This is a genomic window from Aquabacter spiritensis (genome assembly GCF_004346185.1).
Taxonomy (GTDB): domain Bacteria; phylum Pseudomonadota; class Alphaproteobacteria; order Rhizobiales; family Xanthobacteraceae; genus Aquabacter; species Aquabacter spiritensis.
In genome coordinates, this window is the sequence record NZ_SMAI01000001.1 from 399,346 (window position 1) to 420,506 (window position 21,161).

At 64.8% G+C, this 21,161-nt stretch carries 34 protein-coding genes; 24 read left to right on the forward strand and 10 right to left on the reverse strand.

What is annotated here, in order from left to right; translation table 11 throughout:
- Positions 1–143: 143 nt before the first annotated feature.
- Entirely contained in the window at positions 144–710 is a 567-nt protein-coding gene (locus EDC64_RS01850) for a TetR/AcrR family transcriptional regulator (protein WP_132029191.1), read from the forward strand.
- Positions 711–761: 51 nt separating this feature from the next.
- The gene (locus EDC64_RS01855) at positions 762–1,625 is read left to right on the forward strand and encodes an SDR family NAD(P)-dependent oxidoreductase (RefSeq protein WP_132029194.1); all 864 of its coding nucleotides are present in this window, start codon (positions 762–764) and stop codon (positions 1,623–1,625) included.
- A gap of 70 nt (positions 1,626–1,695) precedes the next feature.
- Here EDC64_RS01855 and EDC64_RS01860 read toward each other — a convergent pair whose 3' ends face one another.
- The 3 genes from EDC64_RS01860 to EDC64_RS01870 are packed head-to-tail and all read right to left on the reverse strand — an operon-like array spanning position 1,696 to position 3,738.
- On the reverse strand, positions 1,696–2,472 hold the full coding sequence (locus EDC64_RS01860) for an SDR family NAD(P)-dependent oxidoreductase (protein ID WP_132029197.1): 777 nt from the start codon (positions 2,470–2,472) through the stop codon (positions 1,696–1,698).
- 40 nt (positions 2,473–2,512) lie between these two features.
- Complete coding sequence (locus tag EDC64_RS01865; RefSeq protein ID WP_132029200.1) at positions 2,513–2,839, reverse strand: MFS transporter; 327 nt, start codon at positions 2,837–2,839, stop codon at positions 2,513–2,515.
- Positions 2,836–3,738 carry an MFS transporter gene (locus EDC64_RS01870; RefSeq protein ID WP_132029203.1) on the reverse strand — a complete coding sequence of 301 codons (903 nt, stop codon included), beginning with the start codon at positions 3,736–3,738 and terminating at the stop codon, positions 2,836–2,838. The genes EDC64_RS01865 and EDC64_RS01870 overlap by 4 nt, the downstream gene beginning before the upstream one ends.
- A 138-nt stretch (positions 3,739–3,876) precedes the next feature.
- On the opposite strand from EDC64_RS01870, the gene EDC64_RS01875 reads away from it, so the two are divergent.
- Positions 3,877–4,797 carry a LysR family transcriptional regulator gene (locus EDC64_RS01875; protein WP_132029206.1) on the forward strand — a complete coding sequence of 307 codons (921 nt, stop codon included), beginning with the start codon at positions 3,877–3,879 and terminating at the stop codon, positions 4,795–4,797.
- Positions 4,798–5,156: 359 nt separating this feature from the next.
- Here EDC64_RS01875 and EDC64_RS01880 read toward each other — a convergent pair whose 3' ends face one another.
- Genes EDC64_RS01880 through EDC64_RS01895 form a run of 4 tightly spaced genes read right to left on the reverse strand, consistent with a single transcriptional unit; the run spans position 5,157 to position 7,127 of the window.
- Positions 5,157–5,471, reverse strand: coding sequence for a hypothetical protein (locus EDC64_RS01880; protein ID WP_132029209.1), 315 nt, complete (start codon positions 5,469–5,471; stop codon positions 5,157–5,159).
- Positions 5,468–5,776 carry a hypothetical protein gene (locus EDC64_RS01885; protein ID WP_132029212.1) on the reverse strand — a complete coding sequence of 103 codons (309 nt, stop codon included), beginning with the start codon at positions 5,774–5,776 and terminating at the stop codon, positions 5,468–5,470. The genes EDC64_RS01880 and EDC64_RS01885 overlap by 4 nt, the downstream gene beginning before the upstream one ends.
- On the reverse strand, positions 5,773–6,633 hold the full coding sequence (locus tag EDC64_RS01890) for a sulfurtransferase (protein WP_132029215.1): 861 nt from the start codon (positions 6,631–6,633) through the stop codon (positions 5,773–5,775). Before EDC64_RS01890 ends, EDC64_RS01885 begins: the two co-directional genes overlap by 4 nt.
- Positions 6,634–6,668: 35 nt before the next feature.
- Positions 6,669–7,127: a hypothetical protein gene (locus tag EDC64_RS01895; RefSeq protein ID WP_132029218.1), complete on the reverse strand. Its 459-nt coding sequence runs from the start codon at positions 7,125–7,127 to the stop codon at positions 6,669–6,671.
- A 416-nt stretch (positions 7,128–7,543) separates the two neighbouring features.
- Between EDC64_RS01895 and EDC64_RS01900 the strand changes: the two genes are divergently transcribed.
- Positions 7,544–7,951, forward strand: coding sequence for a Rieske (2Fe-2S) protein (locus EDC64_RS01900; RefSeq protein WP_132029220.1), 408 nt, complete (start codon positions 7,544–7,546; stop codon positions 7,949–7,951).
- Between the two features lie 14 nt (positions 7,952–7,965).
- On the opposite strand, the gene EDC64_RS01905 is transcribed toward EDC64_RS01900, so the two are convergent.
- Positions 7,966–8,577 carry a hypothetical protein gene (locus EDC64_RS01905; protein WP_132029223.1) on the reverse strand — a complete coding sequence of 204 codons (612 nt, stop codon included), beginning with the start codon at positions 8,575–8,577 and terminating at the stop codon, positions 7,966–7,968.
- A gap of 289 nt (positions 8,578–8,866) precedes the next feature.
- Between EDC64_RS01905 and EDC64_RS01910 the strand changes: the two genes are divergently transcribed.
- From EDC64_RS01910 to EDC64_RS02000, 20 genes are all read left to right on the forward strand, one after another.
- Entirely contained in the window at positions 8,867–9,187 is a 321-nt protein-coding gene (locus EDC64_RS01910) for a HesB/IscA family protein (RefSeq protein ID WP_132029226.1), read from the forward strand.
- Positions 9,188–9,321: 134 nt separating this feature from the next.
- On the forward strand, positions 9,322–9,609 hold the full coding sequence (locus EDC64_RS01915; protein WP_132029229.1) for a NifU family protein: 288 nt from the start codon (positions 9,322–9,324) through the stop codon (positions 9,607–9,609).
- 13 nt (positions 9,610–9,622) lie between these two features.
- Positions 9,623–10,774, forward strand: a complete 1,152-nt coding sequence (nifS, locus tag EDC64_RS01920; protein ID WP_132029232.1) for a cysteine desulfurase NifS — start codon at positions 9,623–9,625, stop codon at positions 10,772–10,774.
- A gap of 50 nt (positions 10,775–10,824) precedes the next feature.
- A complete protein-coding gene (gene nifT / locus EDC64_RS01925; protein WP_132029235.1) occupies positions 10,825–11,049 on the forward strand; it encodes a putative nitrogen fixation protein NifT in 225 nt (74 codons plus the stop codon).
- Positions 11,046–11,909 carry an SIR2 family NAD-dependent protein deacylase gene (locus EDC64_RS01930; RefSeq protein WP_132029238.1) on the forward strand — a complete coding sequence of 288 codons (864 nt, stop codon included), beginning with the start codon at positions 11,046–11,048 and terminating at the stop codon, positions 11,907–11,909. Before nifT ends, EDC64_RS01930 begins: the two co-directional genes overlap by 4 nt.
- Positions 11,910–12,192: 283 nt before the next feature.
- Entirely contained in the window at positions 12,193–13,755 is a 1,563-nt protein-coding gene (gene nifB, locus EDC64_RS01935) for a nitrogenase cofactor biosynthesis protein NifB (RefSeq protein WP_132029241.1), read from the forward strand.
- A gap of 42 nt (positions 13,756–13,797) precedes the next feature.
- Positions 13,798–14,022, forward strand: a complete 225-nt coding sequence (locus tag EDC64_RS01940; protein ID WP_132029244.1) for a YfhL family 4Fe-4S dicluster ferredoxin — start codon at positions 13,798–13,800, stop codon at positions 14,020–14,022.
- 10 nt (positions 14,023–14,032) lie between these two features.
- Positions 14,033–14,371: a HesB/IscA family protein gene (locus EDC64_RS01945; RefSeq protein WP_132029247.1), complete on the forward strand. Its 339-nt coding sequence runs from the start codon at positions 14,033–14,035 to the stop codon at positions 14,369–14,371.
- Positions 14,372–14,386: 15 nt separating this feature from the next.
- The gene (locus EDC64_RS01950; RefSeq protein ID WP_132029250.1) at positions 14,387–14,920 is read left to right on the forward strand and encodes a tetratricopeptide repeat protein; all 534 of its coding nucleotides are present in this window, start codon (positions 14,387–14,389) and stop codon (positions 14,918–14,920) included.
- On the forward strand, positions 14,910–15,677 hold the full coding sequence (locus tag EDC64_RS01955; RefSeq protein WP_132029253.1) for a 4Fe4S-binding leucine-rich repeat protein: 768 nt from the start codon (positions 14,910–14,912) through the stop codon (positions 15,675–15,677). The genes EDC64_RS01950 and EDC64_RS01955 overlap by 11 nt, the downstream gene beginning before the upstream one ends.
- On the forward strand, positions 15,674–15,994 hold the full coding sequence (locus tag EDC64_RS01960; RefSeq protein ID WP_132029256.1) for a nitrogen fixation protein NifZ: 321 nt from the start codon (positions 15,674–15,676) through the stop codon (positions 15,992–15,994). The genes EDC64_RS01955 and EDC64_RS01960 overlap by 4 nt, the downstream gene beginning before the upstream one ends.
- Complete coding sequence (locus EDC64_RS01965; protein ID WP_132029259.1) at positions 15,991–16,236, forward strand: nitrogen fixation protein NifZ; 246 nt, start codon at positions 15,991–15,993, stop codon at positions 16,234–16,236. Before EDC64_RS01960 ends, EDC64_RS01965 begins: the two co-directional genes overlap by 4 nt.
- A 49-nt stretch (positions 16,237–16,285) precedes the next feature.
- Positions 16,286–16,639, forward strand: a complete 354-nt coding sequence (locus EDC64_RS01970) for a DUF3024 domain-containing protein (protein ID WP_132029262.1) — start codon at positions 16,286–16,288, stop codon at positions 16,637–16,639.
- Between the two features lie 45 nt (positions 16,640–16,684).
- Positions 16,685–16,954, forward strand: a complete 270-nt coding sequence (locus tag EDC64_RS01975) for a hypothetical protein (RefSeq protein WP_132029265.1) — start codon at positions 16,685–16,687, stop codon at positions 16,952–16,954.
- A gap of 53 nt (positions 16,955–17,007) precedes the next feature.
- Positions 17,008–18,165 carry a DegT/DnrJ/EryC1/StrS family aminotransferase gene (locus EDC64_RS01980; protein ID WP_420808941.1) on the forward strand — a complete coding sequence of 386 codons (1,158 nt, stop codon included), beginning with the start codon at positions 17,008–17,010 and terminating at the stop codon, positions 18,163–18,165.
- A gap of 50 nt (positions 18,166–18,215) precedes the next feature.
- Positions 18,216–18,524 carry a 2Fe-2S iron-sulfur cluster-binding protein gene (locus tag EDC64_RS01985; RefSeq protein ID WP_132029271.1) on the forward strand — a complete coding sequence of 103 codons (309 nt, stop codon included), beginning with the start codon at positions 18,216–18,218 and terminating at the stop codon, positions 18,522–18,524.
- 15 nt (positions 18,525–18,539) lie between these two features.
- Positions 18,540–18,764: a hypothetical protein gene (locus tag EDC64_RS01990; protein WP_132029274.1), complete on the forward strand. Its 225-nt coding sequence runs from the start codon at positions 18,540–18,542 to the stop codon at positions 18,762–18,764.
- An 85-nt stretch (positions 18,765–18,849) separates the two neighbouring features.
- Complete coding sequence (locus EDC64_RS01995) at positions 18,850–19,299, forward strand: Rieske (2Fe-2S) protein (RefSeq protein ID WP_132029277.1); 450 nt, start codon at positions 18,850–18,852, stop codon at positions 19,297–19,299.
- A gap of 42 nt (positions 19,300–19,341) precedes the next feature.
- Positions 19,342–19,515, forward strand: a complete 174-nt coding sequence (locus EDC64_RS23415; RefSeq protein WP_165933578.1) for a hypothetical protein — start codon at positions 19,342–19,344, stop codon at positions 19,513–19,515.
- Positions 19,516–19,575: 60 nt separating this feature from the next.
- Positions 19,576–20,004, forward strand: coding sequence for a group II truncated hemoglobin (locus EDC64_RS02000; RefSeq protein ID WP_132029280.1), 429 nt, complete (start codon positions 19,576–19,578; stop codon positions 20,002–20,004).
- Between the two features lie 24 nt (positions 20,005–20,028).
- Here EDC64_RS02000 and EDC64_RS02005 read toward each other — a convergent pair whose 3' ends face one another.
- Both EDC64_RS02005 and EDC64_RS02010 read right to left on the reverse strand, forming a co-directional pair.
- A complete protein-coding gene (locus EDC64_RS02005; protein ID WP_132029283.1) occupies positions 20,029–20,268 on the reverse strand; it encodes a hypothetical protein in 240 nt (79 codons plus the stop codon).
- A 75-nt stretch (positions 20,269–20,343) separates the two neighbouring features.
- A complete protein-coding gene (locus EDC64_RS02010; protein WP_132029286.1) occupies positions 20,344–21,111 on the reverse strand; it encodes a dienelactone hydrolase family protein in 768 nt (255 codons plus the stop codon).
- Between the last annotated feature and the right edge of the window lie 50 nt (positions 21,112–21,161).

Genomic DNA, 21,161 nt, shown 5'->3' on the forward strand with positions numbered 1-21,161 from the left:
AGGCGGCGTCGCGCCATTTCGCTTTTCCTCTGAGCGCGAGAGGCGGCGCCCATGTCGAATTTGCGCAGTCCTCATGAGTTGCATGCCCTTGACAATGACTGAGTGGGCAGTCATTTAAAGCAGGAGGGTGAGGATGAAACTGCATGGCGAGACCTCTCAATGAAGACAAACGAGCGGCGATTCTGAGCGCGACGACCCAGCTCGTTGCAGACCATGGGCTGGGCGCGGCCACGGCGCAGATTGCGAAGGCCGCCGGTGTCCCTCACGGATCAGTCTTCACCTATTTTGGCACCAAGGCAGAGCTTCTCAATGCGCTCTACCTCGAGCTAAAGACAGAGCTCACCAGTACCGTGCTCGAGCGAATGCGGTCCGAAGGCGATGTGCGGGAGCGACTCCGGGATGTCTGGGAAAGCTGGACGCATTGGGGCGTAGCCACTCCCTCAAAGCGCCGCGCACTTGCGCAACTCGGTGTCTCGGATCAGGTCAGCGCCCTTACGCGGAAGGCAGGGTATGAGGCAGCGCAGCCGGTTCTGGACATCATCTGGCGGATCAGCGCCGAGGGCAGCCTGAAGAACGCGCCGAGGCCCTATGTCGCGGCCCTGGTCGAAGCGGTGGCAACGACGACCATGGATGCCATGAGCGATCATCCGGACCATGCTGCAACCATTTGCGCGGACGGTTTCGAGGCACTGTGGCGGCTTCTCAACTAGTCAATTTTGGTCGTTAAATGACTGCGTGCTCACGCATTAACGGAGGTTGAGGTGTCGAAAATCTGGTTTGTTACCGGCAGCGGTGCCGGCCTCGGGCGCGTCCTCGCCGAACAGGCACTCGCGGCCGGCGAAACGGTCGTCGCCACGGCCCGGGACACCTCGCAACTCGATCCACTGGCACGCAAGTATGGTGGGCAGGTGCTGATTCTCCCGCTGGACGTCACCAATGAAGACGAAGCGACCACCGCCGTGAAGGCGGCCCTGGACACCTTCGGACGGCTTGATGTTCTGGTCAACAATGCTGGTTATGGCTCCTTCCGTCCTTTCGAGGAAACGCCATCCGATGATTTCCGCAGGCTGGTCGAGACCTGCTTTTTCGGAGTGGTGAACCTCACGCGCGCGGTGCTTCCCGTCATGCGCCGGCAGCGCGCAGGGCACATCTTCCAGATATCCTCGATCGGCGGGCGGATCGGTTTCCCCGGCAACGCGGCCTATTCGGCGGCCAAATGGGCGGTTGGAGGCTTTACGGAAGCGCTCGCGCTGGAAACCGCACCTTTCGGCGTCAAGGTCACGGCGCTGGAGCCAGGCGGCATGCGCACCAATTGGGGCAAGCGGGCCAGTACGGATATCCCCGCTCTGTTGCCGGACTATGAACCCTCCGTTGGCGCGATGATCAGGCAACTGGAGGGCCTCTGGGGCCATGAAACCGGAGATCCGGCCAAGGTTGCGCAGGTAATCCTGAGGCTTGCCAGCGCGGACACCCTGCCGCCGCATCTCATCCTCGGCAGCGATTCCCTGGCGATGGTCCGTCAGGCGGAAGAGGCGCGGGCGAAAGAGGCTGCCCGTTGGGAACCCATCACCGGTTTCATCAATTTCGGGGCAGCGTGCCAGCTCCCCGAACTACCACAGGGCTGATCCCTCTCCCAAAGATGAGGCTGCGCGAAGGTTTCGCGCAGCCTCGATGCAGGATGGTGCGCGCTTGGCGTCACCGAAGGTCGAGTTTGAGCCCCGACAGACGTTCGCAGATCTCAATCAGACGATCCTGTCGCGGATGATTGCGGGCGTCGGCATGAACCTCGCGGGGCTGCATGTGATAGAAATATCCGGCTGTTCCCACTGCGGCCGGATCATCGCTGACCGCGAGCCAGGCCTGTGTTCGATGCGCCTGGTCGAGATCGTCGGTTGCCGCCGGCCCGCCCATGCGGGTGGGCACCCAGCCGGGTTCAAGCGCGTTCGACAGGACGTCCGGCCAATATCGGGCGAAGGCAAAGGCTAGAAGTACATCGTGCAGCTTGCTTTCCGAATAGGCCTCGGTCCCATCCCAACGGCGCTTTTCCCAAGTGATGTCGTCAAGATCAGCCGATGCATTACGATGCAGACCTGAACTTAGATAGACGAGCCGCTTCGGCCTTTCGATCAGTGCCGTCAGGATGAACGGCGCCAGCGTGTTGACGGCAAAGACATGCGGCAGGCCGTCACCGGTTTCGATACGCTGCGGCTCGCGGTAACCAACGGCGACATTGTGAATGACCGCGTCATAGGGGCCATGCCGGTTGGCTTTTTCGGCAAGCCGCATTGTGGCGCGAATGGTCGAGACATCGCCCTCGACCACCGCATGGGCTGCAGGCAGGGCCGCCATGGCGGCCTTGGCGCGTTCGTCGTTTCTGGCATGCAGGACGACCGCATGCCCTTTCTCCGCCAGCAATGCGGCTGTCATCAGCCCGAGGCCCGTCGAGGAGCCGGTGATGAAGAGGCGTGCCATTTATCTTCTCCGTGTCTCGACACTCTCGTCCGCTGCCGTGTCACTTCGGTGCGTGTTTCAAGGCGATCAGCAATGCGGGAATGCCGATAAGCGCCGAGATCGGCATGATCGACCAGGGTCCGGCATGGTCGACGATCACGCCGCCGACCAGCGCGCCGGCGGCAATCGCGCCGTTATAGGCCGACACATAGAGCGAGGACGGAGCTTCGGTACCGTTCAGATGGGCCGCCGCCTTGAACACCCAGGTCTGCATGAGGACCGGCAAGGCGGTATAGGCCGCGCCCCAGATCAGAAGCAGCGCAATGACAAGCCCGCTATTCGTGCCGGCAATGCTGAGTGCTGCGAGGCTGACGATCAGGACGATCATCGTGACCAATAACGTTGGCCGATAGCCGCGTGCCATGATCGGCCCGATGCCGAAATTGCCGACAAGACCTGCAGCACCATAGGCCAGCAGCAGGCCGCCGATCCATGACGTCTCGAAGCCCCGATCTGTAAGAGGAAGGGGGCGATATAGGTGAAGGCGAGGAAATTCGCCATCATGATCAGCGCGGTCACATAGACTGCCGCGCGCAGGGGCTGCTCGCGCCACGCCTCGGCGACCGTGCTGTGCTTGCCGTCACGGCTTGCGGCAAGATTGGGCAGGGTCAGCCACATCTTGATGAAAACGGCGAAGGAAAGGACAGCAAGCGCGACGAACACGATGCGCCATCCGGCATAATTGCCGAGGAATGTCCCGGCGGGAATGCCAAGCACGGAGGCGAGTGCCAGTCCGCCATAGACGGCCGAGGTGGCCCGCACCGCATGTTTTTCGGGAACGATCCGCACCGCCATGCTGGCCGCTGTCGACCAAAAAATGCCGATGGCGGCGGCAACGATCAGCCGGCTTGCCAGAAGCATCGCATAGTTATCCGCAAAATAGGTCAGCACATTGCCGAGCGTGCAGGCAAACAGCAGGCTCAACATCAGCCATTTGCGGTTCCAGCACCGGGTGACGGCGGTGAGCGGTGTTGCGGCGATCGCCACAAGCAGCGCAAAGCCCGTCACAAGGAAACCGGCCCGTCCGAGCGATATGCCGACGCCGTCCGCCATCTGCGGCAGGATGCCGATGGGCATCAGCTCCGTGCTGACAAAGGCAAATGTTCCAAGTGAAAGCGCGACGACGGCAAGCGCTTCGGCCAAAGGCGAGCGCCGTTTGATGTTTCCGATAAAGGCCGCTTCGGGTGCGGGCTCTCCATGATGCTGAGGAATAGCGTGGTCAGTCATGCCAAATCTCCGGTTTTTCAGGTTCGGCCGACCATGCCGGAGAAAGACTGATGCGGGTAACGCCGATTTGTCGTATCACTCATGACTAAAAATCACTTATCAACGAGCGACAAAGACGAGACATGCGGAGTGTCGAGCATGAATTTTGACGGCCGCATCCTGTCCGGCGTCGGCGTGCTGGCCGCCGTTGTCGAAAGAGGCACGTTTGCGGGGGCAGCCGAGATGCTGGGCCTCACCCCTTCAGGTGTCAGCCGATCGATTTCGCGGCTGGAGAACCGGTTGGGCATCCGGCTATTCGACAGGACGACCCGGTCGCTGCACCTGACGGATGAGGGTGCGCGCTTTTATGAGGCCGTCGTCTCGCATTTGGAAGGCATCGAGGAAGCGGTGGGCGCTGCATCCGGGGCCGCGAGCGCAGTGCGCGGCCGTTTGCGGGTCAATGTCGATCCATTCTTTTCCGGACTGGTGCTGGCGCCGCATCTCGGCCGCTTCACGAAGCGTTTCCCCGAACTGCAGATCGAGATCCACACCCGCGACGATGTGGGCGATCTGGTTTCGGAAGGCATGGATGTTGCCGTGCGTTTCGGGCCACAGCCGTCGTCCTCGCTGATCTCACGGCTTTTGCTGGAAACGCGCATCCTGACTGTGGCCGCCCCCACCTATCTCGAAGCTCGCGGCAGGCCAAAAAGGCCGGAGGATCTGTCTGATCATGCCTGCATCCAGTTCCGCAATCCGCTGACCGGCCGTCCCTTCGAATGGGAATTCCAGCGCAGCAAGGAGGTCCTGCCTGTCCCGACGGCCGGTCCGCTCCTGCTGACCGATGTGAACACCATGCTGCAGGCCTGCCTGGCTGGAGCCGGCGTGGCACAGGTCATGTCCCTCGGCATCGGGCACTGGATCGCCAGCGGCGCGTTGATTGATCTTTTTCCCGACTGGCCGGACGAGACCTTTCCGCTTTGCGCCATTCACCCGTCCCGCCGCCACCCGGCGGCGAAAGTCCGCGCCTTCCTGGATTTTTGCGTGGAACTCGCGAGGACAGAAACGCCAGACGGCTATTAATCGCTGCCGAGTCCCCAAATTGGACGGATGCGCGAAATATCCAATACTAATACTGTCGTTAACGAAGTATATTCACGCACTAAAATTTAAAAACAGCACTTCTCGTCTAAATCATATCTATCAACGCACGTACAAAAAATCCATTTTTCTACTAAAAACGTTCAAGTTATAATATTTCAAATAGTCTATTTTTTTCACAAAAGCATCTGGTATGATTTCGAATAATAAATTCTACGGAATATAGCGTGAATTGCGCGATGCGGCGCGCATCGAAACAGGCCCGTCATCAGCTTGCGGACGAAGACGTGACGGTCTGCATCGTGGATGTCCACACCCCCCGCATCGCAGGATCATCGCGCTCATTCGATGCCTTCCTCGCACGCTTTGCGGCGGATCGCGATGCGGAAACGCTCGTTGATGGCGGCGGGGCTTCGAAGAATGTCGTCGTGCGCTCCGCGCAGCGCGTCCTCGACCCGCTGCGCCTCCGCGCCTGACAGCGCGATCCGCCCGGCCATGTGGGTCGCGTCGGGCGCGGCCGCGAGGATCGCCCGACGGTTGGGATGCATCTTGACCTCGATCAGGTCGAACGCCTCCAGCTTGCCGTCGAGGCAAATGGCGAGGCCGACGACCTCCACTTTGCGCCCGTCCAGGGTCGTCTTCACGAGCGTCCTCATCGGCGATCCTCCGCTGCCCCCTCGTCCTCGGTCGAAAGCCAGCCATAGCCGCCCTGATCCCATAATTGGGCGAGGGACCGGTCGGCCGGCCAGCCGGGATGCTGTGCCACGATCACCGCAAAATCCGCGCGGAACCGCGCGGCGTCCTCGCCGGCGAGGCGCGCCACGCGGCGTTCCGGCTTGAAGCGCAGTTCCAGGACCGCGCCGGCGGCGCAGGTGGTGAGTGCGTAATCCTGCCCCGATAGCGCGAGGTTCGGGTCCTGCCGGCTTTCGTCGCCGGCCGGGCCGGAGGTCTCCGCGCTCATGCCGCCACCACGGCCGGCATGTCGTCCGCCCGCTCCCATTCGGCCCAGGAGCCGTCATAGACGGAAGTGGCCTCCTGCCCGAGCAGGAACAGACCGAGCGCGGTGACGCAGGACGTGATTCCGGAGGCGCATGTGGCGACGCATGGCCGGCCGAGATCGATCCCGGCGGCGGCGAACCGCGCGGCCAGCGCCGCGGGCGGCAGCATCGCGCCGGTCTCCGGATGGATCAGATCCGCCCAGGGCACATTGATCGCGCCGGGAATATGGCCGAGCTTCTTGAACGGAAACACGTCCGGCTGGAGCCCTGCGAACCTGCCCGGTCCTCGGGCGTCGATCACCTGTTCGGCGCCGCTTTCGAGATTGGCCGTCATCTGGCCGAGGGTGCGCACGAGGGATGCGTCCACCGCGGCGGAAAACGCCTTGGGCTCCGGCCGGACGGCGGTCATTTCGGTCGGCAGCTTGTCCTTGAGCCATTTGCCGAAACCGCCGTCCAGAAGCGCCACGTTGCGGTGCCCGAACACGCGGAACATCCACCACACGCGGGCCGCCGCCGAGCCGCCGGACAGACGGTCATAGACCACGACGCGGTCGGTGCTGCCGATGCCGAGCAGCGCCACCTTCTTGGCGAAGTCGGCCGCGCTCGGCAGCATATGCGGCAGCGACGTGGCGGGGTCGGCGACGTGATCGATGTCGAAATGCACCGACCCCGGCAGATGGCGGCCGCGATATTGGGTGCGCCCGTCGAGATTGGTGCTGGTGTGGTGCCAGGTGCAGTCGAGAATGCGGAGGTCGGGCTCGGCCAAATGCGCGGCGAGCCATTCGGTGCTCACCACCCCGGAAAGCGTATCACTGGCCATGTCTGGGTCTCCTCTCGGCGGTCTGCGGGACGAGGTCACAGCGTCCGCGGCATGGCGGAGCCGGTCCGCGGCCGGCTGTCGAAATAGTCGGGCCGTTCCGGCCATCCGCCCTCCGGCATGAACTTAAAGGTGACGATGCGCAGCGGCGCGCCGTGCGAACAGGACACCTCGTTGAACTTGATCTCGCGGTCGCCCGGCCCGGCCGAGAAATCCGCGACCACCGTCCCATCCGCCCTGCGGGCCCGGGCGAATCCGGGCGTGCCGACGCTGCTCGCGGCGACGCTCGCGGCGAGAAAGCGCGGCCTCTCGATCCCCTCGGCCGGAATGTCGAAGGCGGGCGACGCGAACGTGAAGGTCGCGAGCACGCCCGAGCGCTCGACCGGCCGGTCCGCCGTGAGCGGGCGCGCCACCGAATAGACGGTCAGCGTTCCGCCATCGAGCTGCGTCTTCAACTCTTCGAGGGAACAAGAAATGAAGTCCTGCGCAACGATCATGACCATCTCCCGATGCGGTCGTGACGGCGTTGCATCAAGTTCCGTGCCAGTTGGGCCGGGGGCAGGGAAACGGCTGAAGCGCTCCGAAAATGTCCCTGAATGCCGGGCATTCAAGCGGCCCGCATCACGACGCGGGACAGGCGCGTCCGACACGCAACACGGTGCCTGGCCGCCCTGTCCAATTTCCGACACGCGCCGCATCGGCCCGCCTGAGCCCCTGCATTTTTCAGGATCTGTGGCGGCCGAAGCTCGTTTGCGCGAATCTTGCAGAACCCTCGCGAGCACGGGGCGATCACATCCAGCCCCACGACGGCGAGCGTCGAAAGGGCCGGCGGCCATACCGCCGGCCTCACGAACGGATCGTGCGGGCGCTCCTGGGTGACCGAACCGTGTCCGACAGTCATGAGCGAGGGACGATGACACCCAATCCGGCCTATGCCATTTGCCGCATGAGCGACATTCCGAGCCAACGTGCCGCCGGCTTCCATCTCGAGATCGTCGAGCCGGACGGCCGGCGGCGGCCATGGCCGATCATCGTCGTGCGGTGGGGCCGACAGGTCTTCGGCTATGTCAACAAATGCCCGCACGACGGGGTCAATCTCGACTGGGAACGCAACCAGTTTCTCGACCCGAACGGCATCCGGCTGATGTGCGGCAAGCACGGAGCCTTGTTCGAACTGGGCACCGGGATCTGCGTCGACGGCCCCTGCAAGGGCCGGGGGCTCACCCCGGTCGGGCTGGTCGTGCTCGATGACGATATCTGCGTCACCGGCGTCACCCTGGTGGAGGACGACGAGGCGGACCCTGCGGCCGATGCGCCGTGACACCAGGGCGGCGGTCAGACCGGCCGGTTCTCGTTGCGGTTCTTCACCGGCTCCATGCGCGCGACTCCGTCCTCGAAGCTGATGACGTCATACTTGCCATCGAAGCCGCGGGCGGCATCGAGCAGGTAATCGAGCTTGCCGGCCGTATCGAGCTTCTTAATGTCGTTCTTGTCGATGCTCATGAGATCGAGCATCTCCTTCCACACCGTGGATTCGTCGCACGGCAAGACGTGGAAGGTCACACCGCCGATCGTCACCTTGTATTTCGCCAGAAGGTCGATGTTGTTGCAGAACATGAAATAAGTACCATCCGGACCGAGCAGTCCGTCGAGCACCTCGGCCGCCACCGCCAGATAGGCGAAGGAATGGAGATAGCCGACGAGGATCGGGATGGTCGGCTCGCCCGCCTGGACCACGGTGAGAACCTGCTCGATCGAGAAGTCCGGCGGCCGCTTTTCGTCTGCAACCTGCACTTGGAATTTCAAGGCGATATCGCCGCGGAACCCGAACCGGCCGGGCGTCCGGGTGGGCGCCTTCAGGACCGCATTGAGCAGGCGCCCCTCGCGATCGAGGCGGCTCAAAGCGGTCTCCCCGATGGTGACCGTCTTTTCAAGCGTCGTCGTCATGATCGTTCCTCTTCGTCCACCCGAGTTCGGCACATGTGCCGACCGCAATGATCGATGCAAATTGTCTGCCGCCCTGGGCCAGCGCCTGCGAACCGGCACCAGCCTTGAAGCGGCGACACCCGCGGTCACACCGACGGCGCGGTGAGGCAAAGCCGCCGTGTCGCAAAGTCTACACTGGTCGCAAAAGCAACAGGGCGGAATTTATAGTTCCAGTTAAATCAAATACTTCGCCAATGGCATGCCTATTGCTGGATGCCTGTCGAATGGGTCCAAGCACAAAGGGCGAGCCATGATCAATCTCACCGACAGCGCCTTGAACGCGGTCCGCACCGCCATCACTTCGGCGAAGGATCCGGTCGGCGGGCTTCGTATCCAGGTCGAGGCCGGCGGATGTGCCGGATACAAATACATGATGGGTCTCGTCGGCGAGCCGGGGCCCGACGACACGGTGATCGAGCGCAACGGCGTCAAGGTCTTCGTCGACACCAAGAGCCACGAATATCTCTCCGGCACGACGATCGACTTCGTCGTCGCGCTCGAAGGCTCCGGCTTCACGTTCGAAAATCCGAACGCGACGTCCAGCTGCTCCTGCGGCAAGTCCTTCGGATAGACCCCCTTGCGCTGAAACGCCGTCCGAATTCGCGATCTTCGCGGCCGGCTATGCCGCGGGCCGCACCCCTGCCTCATCGACCGGCCGCGGCACGCGCCCCGGCGGTCCGAACCTTTCCCGGGGAGAGAACCGTCATGCAGATCGAGGAAACTACGATACAGGCGCCGAGCGCCGAACCCACCCGCGCGGACATCATCAAGGCGGTGATCGAGGAAATCCGGCCGAATCTCAAGCGGGACGGCGGCGATTGCGAACTGATCGGGATCGAGGGCAGCCGGGTGATGGTGAAACTCACGGGCGCCTGCGTCTTCTGCAAGCTCAGCAGCGCCACGCTGGAGGGTATTCAGGCGCGCCTGGTGGAAAAGCTGGGCGAGCTCGTGCGCCTCATCCCCGTGGCCGGCGGCGCAGCGGCTCGCCATTGAGCAAGGCGGACCCGTGCCGATCTATCTCGACAACAATGCGACGACGCGGACCGATCCGGCGGTGGTCGCGGCGATGTTGCCGTTTTTTACCGAACAGTTCGGCAATGCCTCCTCGGCCCATGCCTTCGGCAGTGAGGTCGCCGGCGCGCTGCGGCAGGCGCGACGCGCGCTCCAGGGCCTGATCGGCGCTGCCGCGGAACCGGAAATCGTCTTCACCTCCGGCGGTACCGAGGCGATCAACACCGCCATCCTCTCCGCTTTGGCGGTGCAGGACGGCCGCGAGGAAGTGGTGACCACCTGCGTCGAACATCCCGCCGTCCTGACCCTTCTCGACCATCTGGAGGCGACGCGCGGCCTCCGCATCCACCGCATCGGCGTCGACCACGAAGGGCGGCTCGATATCGACGCCTATCGCCGCGCGCTCGGCCCGCGGACCGCGCTCGCCAGCGTGATGTGGGCGAACAACGAAACCGGAACACTTTTTCCCGTCGTTGCGCTGGCGGAAATGGCCCACACCGTCGGCGCCCTCTTCCATACCGACGCGGTGCAGGCGGCCGGCAGGATCCCGATCGACCTCAGGGCGACGCGGATCGACATGCTGTCGCTGTCCGGCCACAAGCTGCACGGCCCGAAGGGTATCGGCGCGCTCTATCTGCGCAAGGGGACGCCGTTCAGCCCGCTGATCCGGGGCGGCCCTCAGGAACGCAGGCGCCGCGGCGGCACGGAAAATGTCCCGGCCATTGTCGGCCTCGGGAAGGCGGCCGAGCTTGCCGCCGCGCATCTCGCGCACCCGCACGGTGCGGTCGGCGATCTGCGCGATCGGCTGGAACAGGGCGTGCTCCAGCAATGCGGCGGCTGTACCCCGCTCGGCGACATCGCGCACCGGCTGCCCAACACCTCAAACATCGCGTTCGAGGCCATCGAGGGCGAGGCGATCCTGCACCATCTGAACCGCGCGGGGATCGCCGCCTCCCTCGGCTCGGCCTGCGCGTCCGGATCCATGGAACCTTCGCACGTCCTGCGGGCGATGAAAGTGCCGCCGCGTGCGCTGCGGGGCGCCATCCGGCTCTCGCTCTCCCGCGAGACGACGGCCGACGAGATCGACCAGGTCCTCGGCGTTCTGCCCGCGATCATCGACCATCTTCGGGCGTCGCCCCCATCCTGAACCACGAAGGCGACCGGGACGGACCCGGGCGATCCAGGGAGTTCGAGCATATGAAGATCATGATCCGCCGCTCGCCGGAGACCGGGCTCTGCATCTATGTCCCGAAGAAGGATCTCGAGGAGCCCATCGTCGAATCGGAGCGCGCAAGCCTTTGGGGCGGATGGATCCGGATCGCCAATGGATGGGTCCTCGATCTCCCGGAAATGGCGGCGGAAACCGCGCTGCCGATCACGGTCAACGCCCGCAAGCGCGGCGAAGAAGGCGACGCGCCATGACCATCCAGATGCCCCCGGTCGAATTCATCCGGCGTGCCGACGCCGAAGCCGTCCTGAAGGAGGTCGCCGCGCGCCTGAGAACCGGCGACGTCGTGCCCTATCTCGGCCCGGGGCTCGCGGCAATGACCGAACCGGCCGCCCCCATGACCCCCGAGGCGCTCGCCGCCTTCTTCGCGACCAAGGTCGCCCTGCCCCGGCGCGCCAAGGGCAATGCCTGGGCCTCGGCCCAGCATATCGAGAGCATGAAGCACCGCTCGACGGTGACGGCGCTGATGAACGAGGCCTTCGCCGTACCGGTCGCCCCCTCGGCGCTGCACCGCCACCTCGCGGCGCTGCCGCTCCCGATGATCGTCGACACCTGGTATGACGGCGCCATGCGCGCCGCCCTGGCCACGCGCGCCGATTGGGGCGAGGTCCAGGGCATCACGCGGGCCGGCATCGGCGAGGACCGCTGGTACCGCTTCTACGACGCAGTCGGCGCGGAGACCGACCGGACAGCGGCGGGGATGTGGACCACCTTGCTCTACAAGCCCCACGGCAGCGTGGTTCCGGCGAAGAACTTCCTGATCTCAGATGCCGATTACGTCGAGGTGCTGACGGAGATCGACATCCAGACGCCGATTCCCGACGCGGTGAAAGACCGCCGCACCGACCGCAGCTTCCTGTTCGTCGGCTGCCGCTTCAACGACCAGCTTCTGCGGACCTATGCGCGCCAGGTGTCGAAGCGGTCCGCCACGGGCCATGTCGCGGTGGTCGAGCCGGACACGCTGTCGAAGAATGAAATGCGCTTCCTCTTCTCGCAGGGGCTGACGCCGATCGCGCTTCCGCTGGCACGCGCCTGCGAAATTCTCTGCGCCTGAGATCCGGTAAATCCGAACCCTTCCGCCCGCGAAGCGCCCGTCGCTTCGCGGGCGTTTCCATTTCCTGACGCCGGGTTTCGACCGCCGCGGAAGCCGCCGTACGGAACTGTAATATTTCCAACATGCACCGGACGTGTCGCATGCGCCTGTTGGCAAAGCGACACTCAGACAGCTCCCCTAATTTATTGTTATTTCAATTAATTCAAACATTTCGACGGTCTGGCACGCGAGTTGCTGAAGATTGTTCGGAACAATTGCCTTTGGCCAGCAGCGAGGATCGGACATGCACGCATTAGCAGGGCAGGACGGGGCCAGCGCCGGACACGTCGTGGATGTCGGCGAGGTCATGCAGGCGATCGCCGAGCACAAGGGGTGCGGCACAACGGGCGGCAGCGGCAAAGCGAGCTGCGGCTCGGCCGCCGGCCAGGGCGACCTGCCGACCGAAATCTGGGAAAAGGTCAAGAACCACCCCTGCTACAGCGAAGAGGCCCATCACCATTACGCGCGCATGCATGTCGCTGTCGCGCCGGCCTGCAACATCCAGTGCAATTACTGCAACCGGAAATACGACTGCGCCAACGAATCCCGGCCCGGCGTGGTGAGCGAGAAGCTGACGCCCGAACAGGCGGCGAAGAAGGTTCTGGCGGTCGCCTCGACCATTCCGCAAATGACGGTGCTGGGCATTGCCGGCCCCGGCGACCCCTTGGCCAATCCGGAGAAGACGTTCCGCACCTTCGACCTGATCGCGAAGACGGCGCCGGACATCAAGCTCTGCCTGTCCACGAACGGGCTCACCCTGCCCGACCATGTCGACACGATCGCCGGCTTCAACGTCGATCACGTGACCATCACCATCAACATGGTGGACCCGGAGATCGGCGCGAAGATCTATCCCTGGGTGTTCTGGAAGCACAAGCGCTACACCGGGGTCGAAGGCGCCAAGCTGCTCACCGATCGCCAGTTGCTCGGCCTCGAAATGCTGACCGAGCGCGGCATCCTGTGCAAAGTGAACTCGGTGATGATCCCGGGTATCAACGACAAGCATTTGGTCGAGGTAAACCGCGCCGTGAAGTCGCGCGGCGCGTTCCTCCACAACATCATGCCGCTGATCTCCGCGCCCGAGCACGGCACGGTGTTCGGCCTCACCGGTCAGCGCGGCCCGACTGCGCAGGAGTTGAAGGCCCTGCAGGACAGCTGCGAAGGCGAGATGAACATGATGCGGCATTGCCGGCAGTGCCGGGCGGACGCCGTCGGCCTGCTGGGCGAGGACCGCAGCGCCGAATTCACCACCGACAAGATCATGGCGATGGAAGTCAAATACGACCTCGACACGCGCAAGGCCTATCAGGAGAAGGTCGAAGAGGAGCGCGTCGCCAAGGTGGCGGCCAAACAGGAGGAACTCTCCACGCTCGCCGGCGCGGTCAGCGACATCAAGCTGCTGGTCGCCGTGGCGACCCGCGGCTCCGGCCTGATCAACGAGCATTTCGGCCATGCCAAGGAGTTCCAGGTCTACGAACTCTCCACAGCGGGTGCCAAGTTCGTCGGCCATCGCCGCGTCGACCTCTATTGCCAAGGCGGCTATGGCGAGGAAGACAGCCTCGAAACGATCATCCGCGCCATCAATGATTGCCATGCCGTCTTCGTCGCCAAGATCGGCGGATGCCCGAAGGCGGACCTCAAGGCCGCCGGCATCGATCCGGTCGAAGACTACGCCCACGAATTCATCGAGAAATCCGCCATCGCCTGGTTCAAGGCCTATCTCGACAGAGTCAATAGCGGCGAGATCGAGCACGTCGCGCGCGGCGACGCGGAAATCCGCCAGGGCGCCCTGACCAGCGCCGCCTGACCCGACCCCTCAGCCGAGACCGAGCCGCCCAAGGAGCGACCGATGGCGCTGAAGATCATTGCCTCCCAATGCACGGGATGTTCGGCCTGCGAGCCGGAATGCCCGAATGTCGCGATCTCCGAGAAGAACGGAACCTTCGTGATCGACCCGAAGAAGTGCACCGAATGCATCGGCCATTTCGACTCGCCGCAATGCACCGCCGTCTGCCCGGTCGACGACACCTGCGTCATCGACACGGCCTACCCCCGCTATCAGCCGCGCATCTGAGGAGGTCCGCATGAATTTCGTCATCACCCCGGCGGCGGAGAAATTCATCCGCCTGATGCTCAGGGCGGACGGAGGCGCAGCGAGCGGGTTCCGGCTCGCGGTGACGCCGGGCGGCTGTTCCGGGCTCTCCGCCGATATCAGCGTCCGGCCGGCGCCAGCCGCAGGCGAAGCAGTGGTCGAGCGCAACGGCCTTCGGTTGTTCCTCCCGGCCGAGAGCCGGATCCTGCTCGACGGTGTCACGATCGACTTCGCCGACACCCCCGCCCAGACCGGCCTCGTTTTCCGCGATCCACGAGCGACCTCCTGCAGCTCGGCGCCCCGGCCGGCGCCGATGTCGAACATTGCCTGACGCCGGGGCCTGACCATGACGCCGACCGAAGCCGATCGCCGTTCCGCCTTCGAGGCGCCGCCGCTCGCGGACGCGCTCCTCGGAGGCGGCCTGCCGCACGCGGCAGAGCGGCATCTGCGGTACGCCGGGGCGTCCTATCACCTCGACGCGGTGGCCGAGCAGCATTTGCGGCAGGCCCAGGCGATCGCTCCTGACCACGCCGCGATCCTGATCGGCTTCTACCGCTTCTATTTCTACAAGGGCCGACTCGCCGAAGCGCTCGACGTGGCGAAGCAATGCCTGGCCAAGGCGGCGCGCGAGAACAACCTTCCCCAGGATTGGCGCAAGGCCGCTCCGCACGACGCCGCGTTCGGCGATTACGAAAGTCTTCGTCCCCGCTTCTTCCTCTTCAGCCTGAAGGGCTACGCCTATCTGCACATGCGTCTCGGCCGCCTCGATGAGGGGCGGGCCGCAGTGCAGAAGCTTCTGCAACTGGATCCGAGCGACAAAGTCGGCGCGCGGGTGCTCCTCGACGTCCTGGACCGCAGGGGGCAGGACGATGACGAATGACATTGCCGAGGCCCTTGACTGGCAGGGACGCGAGATCGATTGCGGCGCCTGCGCGCACGGGTCCTTGCGCGCGGCAGGACAGTGCCGGCTGCGACATGCCTGCGTCCACGACCGCTATGCCCGGCGGATCGACCGCTTCTTCACCTGGAATCCAAGCCTATCCGATCGCTATCTCGCCCACCCGCATTTCGAGGTGCGGGCGATCGCGGCCAAGCATGCCAGTACGTTCCTGCTTCCCAATCTGCTGGATGACCCGGAAGAGACGGTGCGCTGGAACGCGGCGCGGCGCCTCCCCCTTCGGCTGATCCTGCGGCTGCGCGACGATCCGCACCGCGAAGTGCGGATCCGCATCGCCACTTTGCTGGACGATGCCGAATTGATCCCGATGATGACGGACGCGGACTATTATGTCCGTCTGGTCGTCGCCAAACGGGTGGCTCCGCCTCTGCTCGCCCGCATGATGGCGGATCCGGAGCCGGAGGTGCGGCGCGTGGTGGCGCGGCGCATTCCCAGCGACTGGCTGCTGCGCATGGCGCAGGACGACGATGCGACGGTGCGCCTGGAGGCCGCCCGCCGCATGCCGCCAGGCCTGTTGACCAGGCTGCGGCACGATCCGGACTGGCGCGTGCGTTACGAGGTGGCGCGTCAGGCCGAGGTCTCGCAGATCGCCGAGCTGGCGGAAGATCAGGACGCTCTGGTCCAGGAGATGGCCCGCTCGCGTCGCGCGATCACGCATATCCAAGGGAGCCCGTCATGAGCAACATCGTTCGCGACAGCGACGTCGTGGAACTGTCCGCGCCCCCGACCTTCTCCTATGGCGAGAAGGTCCGCGCCAAGCGTACCATCCGCAACGACGGCACCTATGCCGGCAAGGAGATCGGCGACATCCTCGCGAAGAAGGGCGAGGAAGGCTACGTCGTCTCGATCGGCACCTTCCTCCAGCAATTTTATATTTACGGCGTCGAGTTCCTGGAAAGCGGCAACCGCGTCGGGATGAAGCGCAAGGAACTCGACCCCGTCGTGACACGTGACGACATGCGCGAGATCCCGCTGCCGGGAGGGCTGGGCGCATGATCGAACCGCGGCTGCCGAAATACCAATGGGGCCAGCGCGTCAAAGCGCTGGCCGACCTCATCAATGACGGTTCGTTCCCGAACGCGCCAGTCGATGCCCGCCTGGTCGGGGCGGGCGCCACCGGCGAGATCGTCCAGGTCGGCACACATACCGAGGCGAACCAGCCGATCTATCTCGTGGAGTTTGGCGACCATCTGGTCGTCGGCTGTCTGGAGGAAGAGATCCTTCCCCTTGAGCGCTGATCCGCTCGGACCGCAGGACGGTCCGGCGCCGGCGAAACGGAGGCCAGTCATGGCGTTGTCGATCCTGCCGGGGGTGCTGCCCTGTCCGCATCCCAACGACCTCGACCGCAAGCGGATCGAGCGCAGCCTCATGGCGCGCAAGCGCTATCGCTATGTCGCCCCGAGCGTCGTCCCGATGCCCGGCGGCTACCAGATCGTCAGCCCCTGTTGCTCGCGGAACATCGATCCGGCGGGCGGAACGATCGATGTCGCGCGTCTGCTGCACGATGCCGGGAGCGGCCTTTGGCAACTGTTTCGCAAGGATCATGGGCGGGGCGCCTGGGACCTCGACAGCACCCATGCCCGGCTCGCGACCATGCTCGACCGCCTGAATGCCGATCCCGAACGAGCCTTCTGGCAGTAGGCGCCGCCGCCAAGTGCATTCCATCCCGAACCCAGAGACACCGACATGGCGCTGAAAGCGGACGATCTCGAGGACATCGAACGGATCCTGTCCATGGGCGATGCCGGCCCTGGCGTGCTCGCGGATCTGCGCCTTCGCTTTCCGCACCTGTCCTGGACACGCTGTGACGCTTCCGACGTGAGCGAGGCGCCGTTCCGCAGCTTCCCTGGCTGCGATCTTCATCTCCTGGATGCCGCCGATCATTGCGTGCGGATCACCGAAGACCCCGCCGCCGCGACGGGCCTCGTCGTGGCCGCCCGGAGGACTACGCCATGAGCGACCCCGCCCTTCTGGACGAGACCCTCGCCGAATCCGCGGACGGTGTGGACATGGACGGAGCCGAGGCGGGATTCATCCCCCTCTCCGATCCCGACATCACGCTGGCGGAAATCGCTGCCGTAGATACCGCGATGCGGGCGCCGCGCCTCTCCGGTGGTGCGGGCCTGCCTGCATTCGAGGCGGCGTTCGCTGCTTATGTCGGACGCGCATACGCCGTAGCGGTACCGAGCGGCACGATGGGCCTCCTGCTGACGCTGAAGGCCTTTGGCATCGGGGCAGGCGACGAAGTGATCGCCTCGCCCTACGGGTTCCGCGAGACCGCCCACGCGATCAGCCTCGCCGGCGCGCGGCCGATCTTTGCGGACATCGATTATTGGGCAGGGACCCTCGTGCCCGAGAAGGTCGAAGCCCGCATCACGCCGCGCACCCGCGCCATTCTCGCCGCCAATACCAACGGACATCCCGCGCCCTGGGCGGGATTGCGCGCGCTCGCCGCGGCGCGCGGCTTGATTCTCGTCGAGGATTCGACCGAGGCGATCGGATCGAAATATCGGGGCTCCCTGGTGGGCAGTTTCGGCGACGCTTCCGTGTTCGACTTCTGCCAACCCTCCCCTTTGGTCTGCGGCGAGGGCGGGATGGTAGTGACGGACGATGTCGATGTCGCCGTGGCTCTGCGGCGCCACCGCACCCACCGGCTGAACGAGCGCTCGTCGGTCGTGGTCAGCGGCACGGCGCCCTATCAGGCGGGCATGAGCGAGATCGCTGCGGCGCTCGGCCACGCGCAGCTTGCCCGACTGGAGGAGATTCTCGAACGGCGGCGGCTGATCGAGCACCTTTATTACAAGCACGTCCAGTCGTTCGAGGGGATCAAGGATCCCTATGTCGGTCCCGACGTGACCGAGGTGAACTGGTTTCTTTATCTGGTGCATCTCGGCAACCGCTTTTCGCGGTCGAGTCGCGACGCGATCGTCGAGGATCTCGCGGTCGAGGACGTGGAGGCCGCCGCCTATTGCACCCCGCTCCATCTCCAGCGGCATTATTTCAACCTCGGCTATCGCCGCGGCGACTTCCTGGTGACGGAAAAGGTCGCGGACCGCGCCGTGGCACTGCCGTTCCACACCCATCTCACCGAAGACCAGATCGAATTCATCGTCGGCACCATGAAGGACGCCTCGATCAATGTCGGCGCCGGTGCAGCGATCTACTGAGCCGCCGGTTCCATCCCCATGCAACACAACGCGACGTAAAGGAGAGTCCGATGTCCATGCTGACCGTCATGCCCGAGGGAAAATCGTTCGAGGTCGCGGAGGGCACGACCCTCCTCGCCGCTCTGCTCGGAGCGGGGATCGGGATCCTCCACAAATGCGAGGGCAAAGCCAGCTGCGGCAGCTGCCACATCTTCGTCCAGGAAGGGCGCAAAGGCGTATCCAAGATCGCCCGGGAGGAGAATGAGAAGCTCGACGCGATCGTCGGGGTCGGCTCCAAGTCCCGCCTCGCCTGCCAGGCCAAGATCCTCGGCACCGAGAATGTCACCATCGAATTGCTGGGCTTCGGCTCGGGCCTGTGACACGAGGGGGACAGAATGGATCCACAGACCGTCATCCTCCATGTCCGCTTCGCCCCTAATGGCAGCGTGGTGGAGATCAGCGAGCGTCCGCCGACCCTGAGTCCGCAGGACTGGTTCAACACGCTCAGCTTCAAGGCCGCCGACGCCTATCAGACGCTCGCCGGCGGACGCGGCGTGTTTCGCCTGACCCGTGCGGGCGTCGACGCCCTGAGGGCCGAAGCGGCCGTTGGCACCGCCTGACGCACGGCCAGCCAGAGCGCCGCACGCCACGCGGCTTCGGCCGCGCACCGTCCGGTGCGCGCGGCTCCATCGAGGAAGGCGGACCATGACGTCAGGGCAAACCGAGGTCTTCGTCATCTGCGCGACCCGTGACATCGCGCCCGGCCAGGCGAAGGCGTTCAGCCTGGCGCGCCTCGAGGCCGACGGCGCAGCACGGCCGTTCGCGATCGTGATCGCGCGCAACCTGACCAACGATTATTTCGGTTATTCCAATATCTGCCCGCACAACAAAACGTGGCTCAACATCGGAAACGGGGATTTCTTCACCCCCGATGGCGCGTTCCTGCGCTGCAGTCGGCATGGCGCGACGTTCGAGATCGATACCGGATTGTGCGTTGCGGGCCCCTGCGCCGGCCAAAGCCTGGAGCCGTTGACCCTCGTCGTCGTCGAGGGCGATGTCTGCATCTGCGGGATCGCCCTTCTGGAGGATGACGGACTGCCGGACCCGTTCGTCGATCTCGACGACACGATGGAGATCATGATCCATCCCGATTGATCGCTCCGACGGCTGCGCGATCGGAACCAACACGAGGGACATGTGACGATGATTGTCGCTCACCTGATGGAAGCGCTGCGCTCCTTGCCACCGGACGCGGTCGTGCTGATCGAGTGCGACGGCGGCCTTTCGCGCGTCGACGCGCTGGACTTTGTCGCGGCGCAAGGCGTGGGCGCGCCCGCGGAGGTGATCCTGCTGCCGAGCCTGGACGAATAGACTAGCCGGCGCCGACCGACGCCACCAGATCCAGCCGCAGTGAGACCGAAGGGGAGTTCGATGCCGCAGACCGAGGTCACCACGTCCATATTCGAGCGGATCGGAGGAGCCGTCACGGTCGACCGGCTGGTCGAAAGCTTCTACCGCAATATGGACACGCTGCCCGAGGCGCGGACCATCCGGGCGATGCATGCGCCGGACCTCGGCGCCACCAAGGGCGTGCTGAAGCGCTATCTCTGCGAATGGCTGGGTGGGCCACGGCTCTATTCCGCCGAGAAGGGACATCCGCGGCTGCGCCAGAGGCATCTGGGCTTCCGGATCGCGTCGGCCGAACGCGACGCCTGGATGCTCTGCATGAGCCGGGCGTTGGCCGCCGAAATTGCCGACGCCGAAGCGCGCGCGGCGATCGGCACCGGCCTCAGGAATCTCGCGGACTGGATGCGCAACACTGCCGACATGGCCGACGACGCCGGCCCGGCCCACGACTGAACTCCACAACCGCCCCTGTCGGCGTCAGAGGGGCACCCCGAAAAAGTCCTCTTCCCCGCCACCCCAGGCGGTGTGCAGGGCAAGAGCGGCGCGCCATTTTTCGGCCTCCGCCGGCTCCGCCGGCCGATGGCTGATCCGGCCCTGGGGATTGTCCGTTAGAAGGAACGGGCGGCCGTTCCGCAGGAAGCGCATGAGATCCTTGGTATCCACCGGGCGCACGACGCAGCGCGCGATGTCGTCGACCAGAATGGTGGTTGCGAGCATTGCTGGACCTCAGGTGCGAGAACCGAATCCGATCGGACGCCTTGGGGGTTCGCCGGCCGAGCCGGCGTTGCGGGTTCAGTCGATCGGGGGCGCGAGATCGTCGCCGGCCTTCTTGCCCTTTTTCTTATCGACTTTGGCCTGCGCATAGGCCCCGGCATTCTTGAGTGCGATCGGCGGCTGGCCCTCGACATATTGCGCGATCCAGGCGCAGGTCCGCTCCTGCGCGGCGCTTGCGGCCGCCACATTGAGCGGCCCGCGCGGGGCCGTATCGAAGCCATGGGTCGCCCCGGGATAGGCGAAAGCGCTGACGTCGGGCCGATCCTCGCGAAATTGGGTGACGCGGTCGAGCGGGATCAGAGAATCCGCCGACCCGAAATGCAGCAGGGTCGGGACCTTCCTCTTGGCGCCGCCCTCCTCGACGATCCCGGCGCCATAATAGCCGATCGAACAAGCGAGGCCCGCTACCTCGTTGGCGGCGAGATAAGCAAGATGCCCACCCCAGGAAAAGCCCACCACCGCCACCTTTCCGGCGCCCTTGACCGCATCGACGCTGGCCTGGATGTCGGCGAGCGCCGTGGCATCGCCGATCTTCTCCACGAGTGTCAGGCCTTCCAGAAACCCCTCCTCATCGTGACCGAGCTCGACACACGTCCGTACCCGGTCGAACAAGGCCGGGGCAATCGCGAGATACCCCAGGGCCGCGAAGGCATCGGTGACACGGCGGATGTGCGGCGTGACGCCGAACACCTCCTGGAGCACCACGACCGCGCCCTTCGGCGCGTCGGGCGGATCGGCGCGATAGGCGGAGAAGGTGTGACCATCGGCGGCTGAAAGCGCGATCATGGAGATCCTCGGGGTTTGGTGGGACGTTGAAACAAGCCTGGCCTCGCGCT

What these genes read in the sequence shown, in the direction of transcription:
- nifT (WP_132029235.1), top strand. Translation starts at nt 10,825, where the DNA reads ATGAAGATCATGATCCGCCGCTCGCCGGAGACCGGGCTCTGCATCTAT.
- EDC64_RS01860 (WP_132029197.1), bottom strand. Translation starts at nt 2,472, where the DNA reads ATGGCACGCCTCTTCATCACCGGCTCCTCGACGGGCCTCGGGCTGATG.
- EDC64_RS01880 (WP_132029209.1), bottom strand. Translation starts at nt 5,471, where the DNA reads ATGAGGACGCTCGTGAAGACGACCCTGGACGGGCGCAAAGTGGAGGTC.
- EDC64_RS02000 (WP_132029280.1), top strand. Translation starts at nt 19,576, where the DNA reads ATGCCGCAGACCGAGGTCACCACGTCCATATTCGAGCGGATCGGAGGA.
- EDC64_RS01980 (WP_420808941.1), top strand. Translation starts at nt 17,008, where the DNA reads ATGGACGGAGCCGAGGCGGGATTCATCCCCCTCTCCGATCCCGACATC.
- EDC64_RS02005 (WP_132029283.1), bottom strand. Translation starts at nt 20,268, where the DNA reads ATGCTCGCAACCACCATTCTGGTCGACGACATCGCGCGCTGCGTCGTG.
- EDC64_RS01995 (WP_132029277.1), top strand. Translation starts at nt 18,850, where the DNA reads ATGACGTCAGGGCAAACCGAGGTCTTCGTCATCTGCGCGACCCGTGAC.
- EDC64_RS01890 (WP_132029215.1), bottom strand. Translation starts at nt 6,633, where the DNA reads ATGGCCAGTGATACGCTTTCCGGGGTGGTGAGCACCGAATGGCTCGCC.
- nifB (WP_132029241.1), top strand. Translation starts at nt 12,193, where the DNA reads ATGCACGCATTAGCAGGGCAGGACGGGGCCAGCGCCGGACACGTCGTG.
- EDC64_RS01970 (WP_132029262.1), top strand. Translation starts at nt 16,286, where the DNA reads ATGGCGTTGTCGATCCTGCCGGGGGTGCTGCCCTGTCCGCATCCCAAC.
- EDC64_RS01965 (WP_132029259.1), top strand. Translation starts at nt 15,991, where the DNA reads ATGATCGAACCGCGGCTGCCGAAATACCAATGGGGCCAGCGCGTCAAA.
- EDC64_RS01850 (WP_132029191.1), top strand. Translation starts at nt 144, where the DNA reads ATGGCGAGACCTCTCAATGAAGACAAACGAGCGGCGATTCTGAGCGCG.
- EDC64_RS01955 (WP_132029253.1), top strand. Translation starts at nt 14,910, where the DNA reads ATGACGAATGACATTGCCGAGGCCCTTGACTGGCAGGGACGCGAGATC.
- EDC64_RS01940 (WP_132029244.1), top strand. Translation starts at nt 13,798, where the DNA reads ATGGCGCTGAAGATCATTGCCTCCCAATGCACGGGATGTTCGGCCTGC.
- EDC64_RS01985 (WP_132029271.1), top strand. Translation starts at nt 18,216, where the DNA reads ATGTCCATGCTGACCGTCATGCCCGAGGGAAAATCGTTCGAGGTCGCG.
- EDC64_RS01870 (WP_132029203.1), bottom strand. Translation starts at nt 3,738, where the DNA reads ATGACTGACCACGCTATTCCTCAGCATCATGGAGAGCCCGCACCCGAA.
- EDC64_RS01960 (WP_132029256.1), top strand. Translation starts at nt 15,674, where the DNA reads ATGAGCAACATCGTTCGCGACAGCGACGTCGTGGAACTGTCCGCGCCC.
- EDC64_RS01950 (WP_132029250.1), top strand. Translation starts at nt 14,387, where the DNA reads ATGACGCCGACCGAAGCCGATCGCCGTTCCGCCTTCGAGGCGCCGCCG.
- EDC64_RS01905 (WP_132029223.1), bottom strand. Translation starts at nt 8,577, where the DNA reads ATGACGACGACGCTTGAAAAGACGGTCACCATCGGGGAGACCGCTTTG.
- EDC64_RS01900 (WP_132029220.1), top strand. Translation starts at nt 7,544, where the DNA reads ATGACACCCAATCCGGCCTATGCCATTTGCCGCATGAGCGACATTCCG.
- EDC64_RS01875 (WP_132029206.1), top strand. Translation starts at nt 3,877, where the DNA reads ATGAATTTTGACGGCCGCATCCTGTCCGGCGTCGGCGTGCTGGCCGCC.
- EDC64_RS01915 (WP_132029229.1), top strand. Translation starts at nt 9,322, where the DNA reads ATGCAGATCGAGGAAACTACGATACAGGCGCCGAGCGCCGAACCCACC.
- EDC64_RS02010 (WP_132029286.1), bottom strand. Translation starts at nt 21,111, where the DNA reads ATGATCGCGCTTTCAGCCGCCGATGGTCACACCTTCTCCGCCTATCGC.
- EDC64_RS01895 (WP_132029218.1), bottom strand. Translation starts at nt 7,127, where the DNA reads ATGATCGTTGCGCAGGACTTCATTTCTTGTTCCCTCGAAGAGTTGAAG.
- EDC64_RS01910 (WP_132029226.1), top strand. Translation starts at nt 8,867, where the DNA reads ATGATCAATCTCACCGACAGCGCCTTGAACGCGGTCCGCACCGCCATC.
- EDC64_RS01975 (WP_132029265.1), top strand. Translation starts at nt 16,685, where the DNA reads ATGGCGCTGAAAGCGGACGATCTCGAGGACATCGAACGGATCCTGTCC.
- EDC64_RS01885 (WP_132029212.1), bottom strand. Translation starts at nt 5,776, where the DNA reads ATGAGCGCGGAGACCTCCGGCCCGGCCGGCGACGAAAGCCGGCAGGAC.
- EDC64_RS01945 (WP_132029247.1), top strand. Translation starts at nt 14,033, where the DNA reads ATGAATTTCGTCATCACCCCGGCGGCGGAGAAATTCATCCGCCTGATG.
- EDC64_RS01865 (WP_132029200.1), bottom strand. Translation starts at nt 2,839, where the DNA reads ATGATCGTCCTGATCGTCAGCCTCGCAGCACTCAGCATTGCCGGCACG.
- EDC64_RS01990 (WP_132029274.1), top strand. Translation starts at nt 18,540, where the DNA reads ATGGATCCACAGACCGTCATCCTCCATGTCCGCTTCGCCCCTAATGGC.
- EDC64_RS01930 (WP_132029238.1), top strand. Translation starts at nt 11,046, where the DNA reads ATGACCATCCAGATGCCCCCGGTCGAATTCATCCGGCGTGCCGACGCC.